The 15,175-nt window shown below is 68.1% G+C and carries 13 protein-coding genes; 3 read left to right on the top strand and 10 right to left on the bottom strand.

The window, feature by feature from the left end:
• The 3 genes from MSZK_RS15820 to metH form a co-directional block, all read right to left on the bottom strand.
• Nucleotides 1–910 (bottom strand): MFS transporter (locus MSZK_RS15820; RefSeq protein WP_142389938.1); only part of this gene is annotated, 910 nt, incomplete at its 3' end.
• A gap of 88 nt (nt 911–998) precedes the next feature.
• Nucleotides 999–1,685: an HAD family phosphatase gene (locus tag MSZK_RS15815; protein WP_099249349.1), complete on the bottom strand. Its 687-nt coding sequence runs from the start codon at nt 1,683–1,685 to the stop codon at nt 999–1,001.
• Between the two features lie 40 nt (nt 1,686–1,725).
• Nucleotides 1,726–5,487 (bottom strand): methionine synthase, encoded by a 3,762-nt coding sequence (gene metH, locus MSZK_RS15810; protein ID WP_099249347.1) that lies wholly within the window; start codon nt 5,485–5,487, stop codon nt 1,726–1,728.
• Nucleotides 5,488–5,815: 328 nt separating this feature from the next.
• Between metH and MSZK_RS15805 the strand changes: the two genes are divergently transcribed.
• The 3 genes from MSZK_RS15805 to MSZK_RS15795 all read left to right on the top strand — a co-directional run bounded on the left by MSZK_RS15805 (nt 5,816) and on the right by MSZK_RS15795 (nt 9,152).
• A complete protein-coding gene (locus MSZK_RS15805) occupies nt 5,816–6,706 on the top strand; it encodes a PAC2 family protein (protein ID WP_099249345.1) in 891 nt (296 codons plus the stop codon).
• A 153-nt stretch (nt 6,707–6,859) separates the two neighbouring features.
• Entirely contained in the window at nt 6,860–8,035 is a 1,176-nt protein-coding gene (locus MSZK_RS15800; RefSeq protein WP_099249343.1) for an acyl-CoA dehydrogenase family protein, read from the top strand.
• 13 nt (nt 8,036–8,048) lie between these two features.
• Nucleotides 8,049–9,152 carry an acyl-CoA dehydrogenase family protein gene (locus tag MSZK_RS15795; protein WP_099249341.1) on the top strand — a complete coding sequence of 368 codons (1,104 nt, stop codon included), beginning with the start codon at nt 8,049–8,051 and terminating at the stop codon, nt 9,150–9,152.
• Between the two features lies 1 nt (nt 9,153).
• On the opposite strand, the gene MSZK_RS15790 is transcribed toward MSZK_RS15795, so the two are convergent.
• From MSZK_RS15790 to MSZK_RS15760, 7 genes are all read right to left on the bottom strand, one after another.
• The gene (locus MSZK_RS15790) at nt 9,154–10,032 is read right to left on the bottom strand and encodes an SDR family oxidoreductase (RefSeq protein WP_099249339.1); all 879 of its coding nucleotides are present in this window, start codon (nt 10,030–10,032) and stop codon (nt 9,154–9,156) included.
• Nucleotides 10,033–10,048: 16 nt separating this feature from the next.
• Complete coding sequence (mshC, locus tag MSZK_RS15785) at nt 10,049–11,287, bottom strand: cysteine--1-D-myo-inosityl 2-amino-2-deoxy-alpha-D-glucopyranoside ligase (RefSeq protein ID WP_099249337.1); 1,239 nt, start codon at nt 11,285–11,287, stop codon at nt 10,049–10,051.
• A 103-nt stretch (nt 11,288–11,390) separates the two neighbouring features.
• Nucleotides 11,391–12,152 (bottom strand): 3'(2'),5'-bisphosphate nucleotidase CysQ, encoded by a 762-nt coding sequence (locus MSZK_RS15780; protein WP_099249335.1) that lies wholly within the window; start codon nt 12,150–12,152, stop codon nt 11,391–11,393.
• Nucleotides 12,153–12,169: 17 nt separating this feature from the next.
• Entirely contained in the window at nt 12,170–12,952 is a 783-nt protein-coding gene (locus MSZK_RS15775) for an SCO1664 family protein (protein ID WP_099249371.1), read from the bottom strand.
• 32 nt (nt 12,953–12,984) lie between these two features.
• A complete protein-coding gene (locus tag MSZK_RS15770) occupies nt 12,985–13,569 on the bottom strand; it encodes a DUF3090 domain-containing protein (RefSeq protein WP_099249333.1) in 585 nt (194 codons plus the stop codon).
• Nucleotides 13,570–13,629: 60 nt separating this feature from the next.
• Complete coding sequence (locus MSZK_RS15765; protein ID WP_099249331.1) at nt 13,630–14,322, bottom strand: histidine phosphatase family protein; 693 nt, start codon at nt 14,320–14,322, stop codon at nt 13,630–13,632.
• Nucleotides 14,319–15,152 (bottom strand): undecaprenyl-diphosphate phosphatase, encoded by an 834-nt coding sequence (locus tag MSZK_RS15760; RefSeq protein WP_099249369.1) that lies wholly within the window; start codon nt 15,150–15,152, stop codon nt 14,319–14,321. The genes MSZK_RS15765 and MSZK_RS15760 overlap by 4 nt, the downstream gene beginning before the upstream one ends.
• Nucleotides 15,153–15,175 lie beyond the last annotated feature (23 nt).

Genomic DNA, 15,175 nt, shown 5'->3' with positions numbered 1-15,175 from the left:
CCGCCTGCCAGAGCACGTTGGAGTAGTAGAAGATCACGTTGATGCCGACGAACTGCTGGAAGATCGACAGCCCCAGACCGACCCAGACGATGCCGTAGAGCCCGCCGGTCGGCTTGCGCAGATCCCGCCACGACGGCTTGTCCTCGCGCTCCAGGGTTTCCTGGATTCGGCTGATGGTGATTTCGAGGTTCTTCTCCCCGAGCAGCATGGTCAGCACCCGCCGGGCTTCCGGAATCTTGTGGCTGGCCACCAGATAGCGCGGCGATTCGGGAATCGTGAACGCCAGCGCCCCGTACAGGACGGCGGGCACGGCCATGGCCAGGAACATCCACCGCCAGGCGTCCAGACCGATCCACAGCTCCTTGTTCGGGCCGCCGGCCATCCGCTGCAGCACCCAGTTGATCGCGAACGACAAGAAGATGCCGGACACGATCGCCAACTGCTGCAGCGAGCCCAACCGGCCGCGGATGCGCGGCGGCGAGGTCTCGGCGATGTAGGCCGGGGCGATGACCGAGGCGATACCGACGCCGATGCCGCCGACGATCCGGAACAGCACCACCAATTCGACGTTCGGAGCCAGCCCGGTGCCGATCGCACTGATGAAGAAGAACACCGCGGCGATCTTCATGACCGAGATGCGGCCGATCCGGTCGGCGATGCGGCCTGCCGACATCGCGCCGGCGGCGGCGCCGAGCAACGCGGACGCGACGGCGAACCCCAGCTCGGCGTTACCGATGCCGAAGTCTTCCTGGATGGAGTCCACCGCGCCGTTGATGACAGCACTGTCGTAGCCGAAGAGCAGGCCGCCGAGTGCTGCGACCGAAGCGATTCGGACGGCGGTGCCGCCCGACGAGTAGTCCTCGTCGCCGAATGTCGATGGGGTGTCGCTGGTTGGGCCTTGGCCGGCCATGACGCGTCCTTTCACGCAGCGCTGCGGAACCTGGTGGACCTACGATTGCACAGTCAGCGGCGTGAGCGGGCGATATCCGGCCAGCAGGTCAGGCCGAGCGTTCGCCGAAGCCGAGCCGCAGATCCGCGTAGATCTGTCGCAGCTGCGGGATGCCCAGGTCGGTCAGCGACGAAACCTGGTGTCGGCCAGCGGTGGCGGGCACCGCGACCTCGTTGGGCACCACCAGCACCGGACAGCCGGCCGCCTCTGCGGCGGCGGTGCCGGTGACCGAATCCTCGATCGCCAGGCACTCCGTCGCCGCGAGGCCGAGCAGGTCGGCGGCCCGCAGGTAGATGTCCGGGGCCGGCTTGCCCTCGGGCACCTCGTCGCCGCACACCGTCGCCGAAAAGTAATGTCTGCCAATACTGTTCAACGCGTTCTCGGTCAACGCCCGGCGGGTGTTGGTCACCAGCGCCATCGGGACGTCGGCGGCGAGCAGGATGTCGAGCAGCTCCCGAGCGCCCGGGCACCAGGGCAGACCCGTCGTCGTGAACAGCTCCCCGACATAGTCATGGATCCAGTCGGCGACCTCGGCCATGTGCTCGGGGTCCGGGTCCAGGCCCAGATCCTCGAAGACGATCCGGATCACCCCTTCGGCCGAACCGCCCACCGTGGCGTCGCGGATCTCGGGTGCCAGCACCCGGCCGCGCCGGGCGTAGAACTCGTTGATCGCGACATCCCAGAGCTTCTCCGAGTCGACCAGGGTGCCGTCCATGTCCCACAACACCGCCCTCACGGAAGACCTTGGGGCCGTTGATATCCGTACACTTTTGGGATCAGTCCTCCGGGTTGTAGCCGAGGTTGGGAGCAAGCCAGCGCTCGGCTTCGGCCAGGGTCCAGCCTTTGCGCTTGGCGTAGTCGGCGACCTGGTCCTGCGCCAGCCGGCCGACGACGAAGTACTGCGACTGCGGATGCGAGAAGTACCAGCCGCTGACCGCGGCACCGGGCCACATCGCCATCGACTCGGTCAGTTCGATGCCGGTGCGCTCCTTGACGTCCATCATCGTCCACAGGGTGGCCTTCTCGGTGTGCTCCGGGCAGGCCGGGTAGCCGGGCGCGGGGCGGATCCCGACGTAGCGCTCCCCGATCAGTGCGTCGTTGTCGAGCTGTTCGCCGGGCTGGTATCCCCAGAACTCCGTGCGGACCCGCTGGTGCATCCGCTCGGCGAACGCCTCGGCCAGCCGGTCGGCGAGCGACTCCAGCAGAATCGCGCTGTAATCGTCCAGGGCCGCCTTGAACTCGGTGATCTTCTCCGCGCTGCCCAGCCCCGCGGTGACCGCGAAGGCGCCGACGTAGTCGGCCAGACCGGTCGCCTTGGGCGCGACGAAGTCGCCGAGGCTCCGATTCGGGATGCCGTCGCGGTGCTCGCCCTGCTGTCGCAGGTTGTGCAACGTCGTGAGCACCTCGGTCCGGGTGTCGTCGGTGTAGACCTCGATGTCGTCGCCGACCGCGTTGGCGGGGAAGAAGCCGATCACCCCGTTGGCGGTCAGCCACTTCTCCTTGATCAGGGTGTCGAGCATCTCCTGGGCATCGTCGTAGAGCTTGCGCGCGGCATCACCCGAGGCCGGGTTGTTGAGGATGTCGGGGAAGCGACCCTTCATCTCCCAAGCGTTGAAGAACGGCTGCCAATCGATGTACTCGCGCAGTTCCGCGAGGTCATAGTCCTGGAATTCCAGTATTCGCGTTCCGCTGACCGGCACCGGCGGCGTGTAGCCGTCCCAGTCGATCGGCGTCCGGTTGGCCCGGGCCTTTTCCAAGGTCAGCATCGGCCGCTCGTTCTTCTGCGCGTGCCGTTCGCGCAGCGAGGCGTAGTCGGCCTCGGTGGCCTCCAGCAGCGCCGGGCGCTGCCGGTCGTCGAGCAGTGCGGCAGCGACCGGCACCGAGCGCGACGCGTCCTTGACCCAGACCACCGGACCGCTGCGACGCGGCGAGATCTTCACTGCCGTATGGGCGCGCGAGGTCGTCGCGCCACCGATCAGCAGCGGGATCTGCAGCCCCTCGCGTTCCATCTCGACGGCGAAGTTGGCCATCTCGTCGAGGGACGGGGTGATCAGCCCGGACAATCCGATGATGTCGGCGTTGTGCTCTTTGGCGGCCTCCAGGATCTTGGCTGCGGGCACCATCACGCCGAGGTCGATCACGGTGTAGTTGTTGCACTGCAGGACGACGCCGACGATGTTCTTGCCGATGTCGTGGACGTCGCCCTTGACGGTGGCCATCACGATCGTGCCGTTGGTCTGGTCGCCGGCCGCGGCGCCGAGTTCTTCCTTCTCCGCCTCGATGTAGGGCAGCAGGTAGGCGACGGCCTTCTTCATCACCCGCGCCGACTTCACCACCTGCGGCAGGAACATCTTGCCCGCGCCGAAGAGGTCGCCGACGACGTTCATGCCGTCCATCAGCGGGCCCTCGATCACCTCGATCGGGCGCCCGCCCGCGGCGGCGATCTCGGCGCGCAGCTCCTCGGTGTCGGCGTCGACATGCGCGTCGATGCCCTTGACCAGCGCGTGGGTGATGCGTTCGCGAACCGGCAGCGATCGCCATTCCGCGGCGGCGGGATCCTCGGCCTTGTCCGAGCTGTTGAATCGTTCGGCGATCTCCAGGAGGCGCTCGCCGGCGTCCGGGCGGCGGTTGAGCACGACGTCCTCGATACGGTCCCGCAGTTCGGGGTCGATCGAGTCGTAGGGCACCAGGGCACCGGCGTTGACGATGCCCATGTCCAGGCCGGCCTTGATGGCGTGGAACAGGAACACCGAGTGGATCGCCTCACGGACCGGGTTGTTGCCGCGGAACGAGAACGACACGTTCGAGATACCGCCGGAGATGTGCACCCCGGGCAGGTTCGCCTTGATCCACGCGCAGGCCTCGATGAAGTCGATGCCGTAGGTGGCGTGCTCCTCGATACCGGTGGCCAGCGCGAAGCAGTTCGGGTCGAAGATGATGTCCTCGGCCGGGAACCCCACCTGCTCGGTCAGGATCCGGTAGGCCCGCCCGCAGATCTCCTTACGGCGCTCCAAGTTGTCGGCCTGACCCTGCTCGTCGAAGGCCATCACGACGACGGCGGCACCGAACTTGCGGCACAGCCGCGCCTCGCGGACGAACTTGTCCTCGCCCTCTTTCATCGAGATCGAGTTGACGATCGGCTTGCCCTGCACGTTCTTCAGGCCGGCCTCGATGACCTCCCATTTGGAGGAGTCGATCATCACCGGCACCCGGCTGATGTCGGGTTCGGCCGCGATCAGCTTGGTGAACCGGTCCATCGCGGCGACGCCGTCGATCATCCCCTCGTCCATGTTGATGTCGATGACCTGGGCGCCGACCTCGACCTGCTGCAGCGCCACCGACAGCGCGGTGTCGTAGTCCTCCGCCTTGATCAGGTTGCGGAACCGGGCCGAACCAGTGATGTTGGTGCGCTCCCCGATGTTCACAAACAACGACTCGTCGGTGATGTTCAGCGGCTCCAGGCCGGCCAGCCGGGTGGCCACCGGAATCTGCGGCACCTCGCGCGGCGGCTTGCCGTCGACCACCTTGGCGATCTCGGCGATGTGCGCCGGCGTGGTGCCGCAGCACCCGCCGACCATGTTGACCAGCCCGGCCTCGACGAAATCGGCGACGTAGGAGGCTTGGCGCTTGGGCGACTCGTCGTACTCGCCGAACGCGTTGGGCAGGCCGGCGTTCGGGTAGCAGGACACGAAGGTGTCCGCGATGCGTGACATCTCGGCGAGATAGGGCCGCATCTCGGGGGCGCCGAGTGCGCAGTTGAGGCCGACCGCGAGGGGCTTGGCGTGCCGGATCGAGTTCCAGAACGCCTCGGTGACCTGGCCGGACAACGTGCGCCCGGACGCGTCGGTGATGGTGCCCGAGATGATCACCGGCCAGCGGCGGCCGCGGTTCTCGAACAGCGTCTCGATCGCGAAGATCGCCGCTTTGGCGTTGAGCGTGTCGAAGATCGTCTCGACGATGAGCAGGTCCGCTCCACCGTCGACGAGGCCGCCGGCCGCGTCGAAGTAGGCGTCGACCAGCTCGTCGTAAGAGACGTTGCGGGCGCCGGGGTCGTTGACATCCGGCGAGATCGACGCGGTCCGGGTGGTGGGCCCCAGCGCGCCCGCGACATAGCGGGGCTTGTCCGGGGTGCTGAAGTCGTCACACGCCGCGCGGGCCAGCGCGGCGCCGGCGTAGTTCAGCTCGTAGGCGAACTCGGCCATGCCGTAGTCGGACAGCGAGACCGCGTTGGCGTTGAACGTGTTGGTCTCCAGCAGATCGGCGCCCGCCTCCAGGTACTCGCGGTGGATGCCGGAGATGATGTGCGGCTGCGTCAGCGTGAGCAGATCGTTGTTGCCGACCAGATCGCTCGGCCAGTCGGCGAACCGCTCGCCGCGATAACCGGCCTCGTCGGGCCGGTCCCGCTGGATCGCCGTGCCCATCGCACCGTCGATCACCAGGATCCGCCGACGCATGGCTGCCGCCAGCTCGTCGGTGCAGTCGGGTCTGATGTTCGGCACGAAGGTCTCTTCAACGGCGCTCACGTACGGTCCTTCCATGGCGGAAGGCGTCCTTGACTCTGCCGAGCGTGGCGGGTACCGGCTCGAGCTCCAGGACCCGTTGCAACGCCTCTCGACGGAGAAAAGTCTACGTCGTCATCGAATCGACGTCCGGACGCCCAACTCCTCTGTGGCGGCGCACCGACGGCGTCGCCGGCGATACCACCGCTGTGAGCACTAACCAGATTGCCGCCGAAGGTATTTCGTCTCGCCGATCGCCTGGCCGGCCGGCCTGGGCCGGTGGCGGCTTCGCGAAGCCCCCGCCGACGCACCCGGGCAGTCGGTCCGACATGGCTCATCGCGGCGGAGCAAGCCTTACGCTGAACTCGTGACCCCGTCGAACCACAGCGGCGCGAAAGGCCCGGATCTGCCCGAACTGCACAACACGATCATTGTTGCGGCTTTCGAGGGCTGGAACGACGCCGGTGACGCCGCCAGTGACGCGCTCGAGCACCTGGATGCCATCTGGGAGGCCGAAGAGATCATCGAGATCGACGACGAGGCCTATTACGACTATCAGGTGAACCGTCCGGTGATCCGCCAGGTCGACGGTGTGACCCGGGAACTGGTGTGGCCGTCGATGCGGATCTCGCACTGCCGTCCGCCCGGTTCGGACCGCGACATCGTGCTGATGCACGGCGTGGAGCCCAATATGCGCTGGCGCACGTTCTGCGCCGAGCTGCTGGCGATCGCCGACAAACTCAACGTGGACACCGTGGTGATCCTGGGGGCGTTGCTGGCCGACACCCCGCACACCCGCCCGGTGCCGGTGTCGGGGGCGGCCTACTCCCCCGAGTCGGCGAAGTTCTTCGGTCTCGAGGAGACCCGCTACGAGGGACCGACCGGCATCGCCGGAGTGTTCCAGGACGCCTGCGTGGCGGCGGGCATCCCGGCGGTGACGTTCTGGGCCGCGGTCCCCCATTACGTGTCCCAGCCGCCCAATCCGAAGGCCACCGTGGCGCTGTTGCGCCGGGTGGAGGACGTGCTCGACATCGAGGTGCCACTGGCCGATCTGCCCGCCCAGGCCGAGGAGTGGGAGCAGGCCGTCACCGAGATGACCGCCGAGGACGAGGAGATCGCCGAGTACGTGTCCTCCCTCGAGCAGCGCGGCGACGCCGAGGTCGACATGAACGAGGCGCTGTCGAAGGTGGACGGCGACGCCCTGGCCGCCGAATTCGAGCGGTATCTGCGCCGGCGCGGTCCGGGCTTTCGCAGCTAGCGCACGGTCGAACAGACAGGCGAATTCTGCCGTGGATCGGCACGCCGCCACGCGGTCCGCGGAGCCTCCTGCCGACCAGTTGGTCGGGCTGCGCTAACGTGCAATGGATTGCGCACTAGATACCGCCGAGTAACAAGAATCGAGGTTGCGCTCGTGAAGCTGGCACTCAGTGACGAGGACGCGAAGTTCCGCGACGAACTCCGCGAGTTCTTCACCACCCAGGTCCCTGCCGACATCCGCGAACGGGCCCGCACGGACAGCCTGAACTTCCCCGACGACGCGATCACGACGCAGCGGATCCTCAACAAGGCGGGGTTGGGTGTGCCCAACTGGCCGGTCGAGTGGGGCGGCAAGGACTGGACCCCGCTGCAACGCCAGATCTGGGCCGACGAGATGCGGATGGCGTGCGTCCCGGAGCCGCTGGCCTTCAACGCCAGCATGGTCGGACCGGTGATCGCCCACTTCGGCTCGCAGGAGATCAAGGAACGCTTCCTGCCGCCGACGGCGAACCTCGACATCTGGTGGTGCCAGGGCTTTTCCGAGCCGGAAGCCGGATCCGACCTCGCCGGGCTGCGCACCGTTGCGATCCGCGACGGCGACGAGTACGTCATCAACGGCCAGAAGACCTGGACGACGCTGGGTCAGTTCGCCGACTGGATCTTCGTGTTGGCCCGCACCAACCCCGACGCCCCGAAGAAGCAGGCCGGCATCTCCTTCATCCTCGTCGAGATGAACACACCGGGCATCACGCTGCGGCCGATCAAGCTGATCGACGGCAGCTACGAGGTCAACGAGGTGTTCTTCGAAGACGTCCGGGTACCCGCCAATCAGCTTGTCGGCGAGGAGAACCAGGGCTGGACGTACGCCAAGTTCCTGCTGTCCAACGAGCGCACCGGCATCGCCCGGATCGGCACCACCAAATTGTGGCTGGCCGACGTCAAGGAGAACGCCGCACAGACCAAGGTCGGCGCGGGCAGCCTGCTCGAGGATCCACTGTTCGCGGCCAAGGTCGCCGAGATCGAAAACGAGCTGCTGGCACTGGAACTCACGCAGCTGCGGGTCAGCGGCGACGAGGGTACCGGTAAGCCGAACCCGGCCTCCTCGATCCTGAAGTTGCGGGGCAGCCAGTTACAGCAGGCCGTCACCGAGTTGGCCGTGGAAGTCGCCGGGCCCGACGCCCTGCCGTTCGACGGTGGCGCCGACATCGACTCCCCGCTCTGGGCGCAGCACGCGGCTCCCAAATATCTGAACTACCGCAAGACCTCGATCTACGGCGGAAGCAACGAGGTCCAGCGCACCATCATCTCCTCGACGATCCTGGGACTGTGAGGGCCGGCCAGCCATGAACTTTGATTTGACCGACGAACAAGAGCTTCTGCGCGACACGGCTCGCGAGGTGTTCTCCCGCACGTACGACATCGAGACCCGCAACAAGACCGTGGACTCCGAGCTCGGCTGGAGCCGCGACGTGTGGCGCCAGCTGGCCGAGATCGGCATCCTCGGACTGGGTTTCGAACCGGAGGAATCCGGCCAGATCGAGATCATCGTCGTGATGACCGAGCTCGGCCGCCGCCTGGCACCCGAGCCGGTCGCCACCGCCGCGCTGATCCCGGGCGGCCTGATCGCCGAACTCGGCAGCGACTCTCAGCGCGCTCAACTCGACGAGGTGGCCGCCGGTGAGCGACTGCTGGCGCTGGCCCACACCGAAAAGGGACTGCGCGGACTCGACGAGTTGTCCACCCGCGCAACCAAAACCGGCGACAGCTGGACGATCACCGGCCGCAAGAACCCGGTACTGGCCGGTGACGGCGCCGATACGCTGGTCGTCACCGCCAGCCTGCCCGACGGCGGCGTGGGCGTGTTCTTGGTCGACGCCGAGGCGACGACCCGGCGCAGCTACCGAACCTTCGACGGGCACCGGGGCGCCGAGATCGACTTCGCCGATACCCCGGCGCAGCCGCTCGGCGACGGCGGCGACGCCAGCGAGCGGGTCCACGCGACGCTGATCCGTTACTCCTCGGCACTGTGCGCCGAGGCGGTCGGCGCGATGGACGAATCGCTGCGGCTGACCACCGAGTATCTGAACGCCCGCAAGCAGTTCGGCGTGCCGCTCAAGACGTTCCAGACGCTCACCCAGCGGGCGGCCGACATGTACGTCTCGCTGGAGCTGGCCCGCAGCATGAACTACTACGCGGCGATGTGTATCAGCGACGGCCGGCTGGATCCCGTGGTCGCGGCCCGGGCCAAGCTGCAGATCGGCCGTTCGGGTAAGCACATCGCGCAGGAGTCGATTCAGATGCACGGCGGTATCGGCGTGACCGCGGAATACCCGGTGGCCCACTACGCCGCGCGGCTGACCGCGATCGACCAGACCCTGGGCTCGGCGACCGACCAGCTGCGCTTCCTGAGCGCCCAGGTGGGCAACTACGGGGCCGCGGCGCTGTAGGTCACGAGGTCTCCAGCTCCTCGATCCGGGAGCTGGTGGAGCGGCCGAGCGCGGCGACCTCGGCATCCATCTTCGGCAGGATGCTGGGGACCAGGGCCGCGATCGGCTTCTCCCCCATGGGTGTCGACAGCAGCGGCTTCAGCCAGCGGAAAGCACCGACCCAGCCGGGGACGTTGATCCGCCGTTTGCGACCCTCGATGCCCTTGACGAACGCCGCGCCGCACTTGTCGACGCTGGTGGTGTTGCCCAGCGGGGTCGGCACCCGGGAGAGCAGTTCGGCGAAACTGGCCAGATCGCTCTTGGCGTCGCGGACCATCGGCGTGTCGATCCACGACATGTGCGCCGAACCGACGTCGACACCGTGGTAGGCCACCTCGAGCCGCAACGCGTTGGCGAACTGTTCGACCGCGGCTTTGGCCGCGTGGTACGGCGCCAGCCCCGGCGACGAGGCGTAGGCCGCGAACGACGAGACGATCAGCACGTATCCGCGCCGGGCGATGATCGAGGGCAGGGTGGCCCGGACGGTGTGGAACGCACCGAGCACGTTGATGTCCAACAACCGTTTGACGGCTTCCGGATCGACTTGCAGCACCGACCCGTAGGTGGCGATGCCCGCGTTGGCGACCACGACGTCGATCCCGCCGAACCGCTCGACGGCCTGGGCCGCCACCGCCTGCATGGCCGCCAGGTCGCGGACATCGGCGACGGCCGTCAGCACATGGTCGTCGCCGAGCTCAGCGGCCAGCTCGGCCAACGGTGCGGCGTCGATATCGGTCAAGACGAGTGTGGCGCCCCGGCCACGCAACCGGCGCGCGACGTCGGCGCCCACGCCGCGCGCGCCCCCGGTGATGAAGACGACCTTGCCGTTGACGGAATTCATGGCCGTCAACGTACACCTACAGCGGGACGCCCAGAAGAGCGTCGACCGCGGTCGCGACCGCAGCGGGTGCGGCCGCGTCATGGCCGCCGTACTCCAACGCATCGGTGACCCAGCCGTCCACGGCGGCAAGCGCTTTGGGGGTGTCCAGGTCGTCGGCAAGATACTGCCGCAACCGACCGACGACGTCGGCGGCGTCCGGTCCCGCGGGCAGCGCGGCCGCCGAACGCCAACGGTGCAGCCGCGTGGTGGCCTCGTCGAGCACCTGATCGCTCCAGAACCGGTCGCTGCGGTAATGCCCGGCGAGCAGCCCGAGCCGGATGGCCGCCGGGTCCACACCCTGGGCGCGCAACCGGGACACCAGCACCAGGTTGCCCCGGCTCTTGGACATCTTGTGCCCGTCCCAGCCGATCATCCCGGCATGCACATAGTGCCGCGCGAAGCGGCGCTCCCCGGTGACCGATTCGGCGTGCGCCGCCGAGAACTCGTGGTGCGGGAACACCAGATCGCTGCCACCGCCCTGAACGTCGAAGCCGAAACCGATGCGGTTCAACGCGATTGCCGCGCACTCGACGTGCCAGCCCGGCCGCCCCGGTCCGAACGGTGCGGGCCAGCTGGGCTCGTCGGGCCGGGCGGCCCGCCACAGCAGTGCGTCGAGAGGGTCGGCCTTGCCCGCCCGATCGGGGTCGCCGCCCCGCTCGGCGAACAACCGCATCATCGTCTCGTGGTCATAACCCGATTCGTACCCGAACTGGGTGGTGGCGTCGGCGCGGTAATAGATGTCGGGGTACTCGGGGTCGTCGACCACATAGGCCGCCCCGGACGCCAGCATCTTCTCGACCAGCTCGACGACCTCGCCGATGGTGTCGGTGGCGGCGACGTAGTCGCGCGGAGGCAGCACCCGCAGTGCGGTCATGTCCTCGCGGAACAGCTGGGTCTCGCGGGCGCCCAGTTCGCGCCAGTCGATGCCGTCGCGGTTGGCGCGCTCGAACAGCGGGTCGTCCACGTCGGTGATGTTCTGCACGTAGTGCACCCGGTGACCGCCGTCCAGCCACACCCGATGAACGAGGTCGAAGGCCAGGTAGGTGGCGGCGTGGCCGAGATGGGTGGCGTCGTAGGGGGTGATCCCGCAGACATACATGGTCGCGGTCTGGCCCGGTGCCGTCGGACGGACCTGGCGGTCGGCGGTGTCATAGAGGCGCAGCCCCGGCCCACGACCGGGCAGCTGCGGGATATCGACGGCCGGCCACGACTGCATGGCGTCGACTCTAGGGGGTTCGCTGTTCACTGCACTCTCAGGTGGTCAGGGGCCGGTCTTGTCGCCCTACAGGGACAACGCGGGAGCCCATTTGATTCCCGGGCTAGCTGGCCAGCCACATGGCGTCGAGCAGCAGGTCGGCCACGTCGGCGCGACACATCAGCAGATCCGGCAGGTAGGGATCGGGCCGGTTGTAGCGCAGCGGTGAGCCGTCGATCCGGGTGGCGTGCAGGCCGGCGGCCTGGATGACGCCGGCGGGGGCGGCCGAATCCCACTCCCACTGGCCGCCGGCGTGGATGTAGGCGTCGGCGTCACCGCGGACCACCGCCATGGCTTTGGCGCCCGCCGAACCGATCCGGATGAAGTCGATGTCGAGACGGTCGCGCAGCCGCCACAGTACCGCGGGCGGGCGGTTGGAGCTGGCGGTGATGCGGATGGGTCCCGGCGGCGCCGGTGGCGGCGGGGTGACGGTGTCCGAACGATGTACCTCGCCCATCGCAGGAAGGGCGACGGCGGCGTCGGTGATCCGGCCCTCGGCACCGTCGGTGCGCTGCCACAGCGCCACGTGCACGGCCCAGTCCGTGCGGCGCGGCATCGAGAACTCCCGGGTGCCGTCGAGCGGGTCGATGATCCATACCCGGTCGGCATCGAGCCGCTTCAGGTCGTCGTAGGCCTCTTCGGAGAGCACCGCGTCACCGGGCCGCTCGGCGCGCAGCCGGCGCAGGATCAACGCATTGGCGCGCACATCACCGGCGTCGCCCAGGGCGGGCGGAAAGTCGAAACCGACCTCCTCACGCACCGCCAGAAGCAGCCGGCCCGCCTCCTCGGCCACGTCGGCCGCCAGCTCCGCGTCGGTCATGCTCATCGGGTCAGTATCCCCGCTCAGAAAGCCGGCCAGGGAATCGGGCGGTGCCGATCCGGGCCGGGCATCACCGGCTCGCTCAGCAGCGTCCGGACCCGTCGCCGCAGCGCGGCGACCTCCGCGGCGGTGATGTGCTCGCGCAACTGGTCGGCCAGCGGGCCGGCGAGCAGGTCGCCGAGGGCGGCCACCGATCCGAGCGTCTCGTCGTCGATCGGCTTTCCGGCCCAGCCCCACAACACCGTGCGCAGCTTGTCCTGGACGTGCAGCGACACCCCGTGGTCCACGCCGTACACCCGGCCGTCCACCCCGGCCAGGATGTGGCCGCCCTTGCGGTCGGCGTTGTTGACGATCACGTCGAACACGGCCATTCGGCGCAGCCGGGGATCGTCGGCATGCACGAGGGTGACCTCGTTGCCGGCGTAGTCATAGGCGCGGAGCACCGAAAGATAGCCTGGCGGAACCGATCCCGGTGGGCGCAGGTCCACCAGGTCCGGGCCGGCGGGCTGATCCTCGACGCTGTCGTCGGGCTGGTCGACCCACCGCTGCACCATCCCCGGCCCGGCAGGCCCGTCGCGAATGATGGTGTACGGCACGATGTTCCACCCCAATGCCGCCGACACCAGGTAGGCGCCCAGCTCGCGGCCCGCCAGCGTGCCGTCCGGGAAATCCCACAACGGCTGCTCCCCCGCCACCGGTTTGTACACACAGTGCACGGCTTGGCCCGACCAGTTCGCCTCGCACAGGAAGGTGGCATTGCTCGCCGAGCGGATTCGCCCCAGCAACGTGAGCTCACCGCAGCGCATTGCCTCCTGGGCGGACGCCTCGCCGGTGTCCGTCACGGCTCGAGATCGTCCTCGACCCCGCCCAGCGCGCCACGCCGATATCCGTTGGTACGCACGCAGATGTGTCCCTCGGGATCGAGCGGCTCGTCGCAGAGCGGGCAGGGCGGCCGACCGGCCGAGATGACCCGGTGGGAGCGGGAGGCAAACTGTCGTGCCGACTCCGGGGTGAGGAAGACCCGCACCGCGTCGGGCCCCTCCTCGGCGTCGTCGAGGACCACGGACGCGTCGAATTCGGTATCGGAAACCGCCAGCAGTTCGACGACGACGGTCTGCGCTTCGGAGTCCCAGCCCAGGCCCATCGTGCCGACCCGGAACTCGGCGTCCACCGGGGTGATGAGCGGGCTGAGGTCTTCCACCTCGGTCTCCGGCGGCAGCGGTGTGCCGAACCGGCGGTTGATCTCGACGAGCAGTGCCCCGATGCGCTCGGCGAGCACGGCGACCTGCTGTTTCTCCAGGATCACCGAGATCACCCGGCTGTCGTGCACGGCCTGCAGATAGAAGGTCCGGTTTCCGGGCTGCCCGACGGTCCCGGCGACGAATCGGTCGGGTGTGCGGAAGACGTGGATTGCGCGTGGCATGTTGATTCCAAAATACCGGCAGAAGCAGCTGAGTCGTAATTCGACGGGCGAGCGCACCCGTCAGTCGGTCGACCCACCCACCACGGCGTCGCCGTCGGAGGAGCCCTCGGCGGCCGGCGGCGGGGCGCTCAGCGCCGAGGCGAGTTCGGCACCGGTGTGGTTGACGTGCACCACGAATGGGCGCATCGAGGTATAGCGGATCACGCTCATCGACGCCGGGTCGGCGGTGATCCGCTGAAAACTGTCCAGGTGAGTGCCCAGCGCGTCGGCGACGACCGCCTTGATCACGTCGCCATGCGTACAGGCGATCCACAGCACGTCGTGGCCGTGCTCGTCGGCCAGCCGGCGATCATGCTCACGGACCGCGGTCACCGCGCGCGCCTGCACGTGGGCAAGGCCTTCACCGTCGGGAAAGACGGCGGCGCTGGGCTGATGCTGGACCACCGTCCACAGCGGCTCCTTGACCAGATCCTTCAGCGCGCGACCGGTCCACTGCCCGTAGTCGACCTCGGCGAGGCGGTCTTCGACCACCGGCTCCAGGCCGAGCTCGGCGGCCAGCGGCTCCACGGTGAGCCGGCAGCGCAGCAGCGGCGAGCGCACCACAGCCTTGATCGGCAGGCCCTTGACCCGCCCCACCAGCCCCTGGGCCTGCTCGCGGCCCTTGTCGTCGAGTTCCACACCCTCGGTGCGCCCGGCCAGGGTGTGCGCGGTGTTCGACGTCGACCGGCCGTGCCGGAGCAAGATGACGGTCATCCCGCGGCTACCACACCCGTAGCCAGCAGTGCCATCACCACCAGCGCCAGCACCACCCGGTAGCCCACGAACCAGTACATGACGTGGTGGGCGACGAATCGCAGCAGCCACGCGATCGCCACGAACCCGACCACGAAGGCGATGATCACCGAGACCAGCAATTGGGGGCCGGTGGCGCTCATCCCCTCGGTCACCGGGTGAAAGGCGTCCGGCAGCGAGAACAGGCCGGAGGCCAGGACGGCCGGAATGCCAAGCAGGAAGCCGAATCTCGCGGACAATTCGCGGTCGAGCCCCAAGAACAGGCCGGCGCTGATCGTCGAACCGGAGCGGGACACCCCGGGCACCAGCGCCAGACACTGGGCGATGCCCACCAGGATGCCGTCTCGCCAGGTCAGCTGTTCGACGTGGCGGGTCTGCCTGCCGAAGTACTCGGCGGCGGCGATCACACCGGAGAACACCAGCATCGCGGTGGCGATCACCCACAGATTGCGGACGTCGGAACGGATCAGATCCTTGAACGCCAGGCCGAGCGCGACGATCGGCAGCGTGCCGATGATGACGTACCAGCCCAGCCGGTAGTCCACATTGTCGCGGTGGGCCTTGACGAACAGGCCGTTGAACCAGGCCTTGAGGATGCGCCCGATGTCGCGGGCGAAATAGATCACCACGGCCGCCTCGGTGCCGAGTTGGGACACCGCGGTGAACGAGGCACCGGCATCACCGGCGAAGAAAACCCGCGACACGATCGCCAGGTGGCTGGAGGATGAGACCGGCAGAAACTCGGTCAAACCTTGCACGATCGACAGAACGACGACCTGCAGCCAGGACATGGGCGTGACATCCACGCCGCTGA

It is taken from the genome of Mycobacterium sp. shizuoka-1 (assembly GCF_002723835.1).
Lineage (GTDB): Bacteria > Actinomycetota > Actinomycetes > Mycobacteriales > Mycobacteriaceae > Mycobacterium.
Note: the sequence above shows the minus strand (reverse complement) of the source record. Positions and strands in the feature narration are given on the sequence as shown.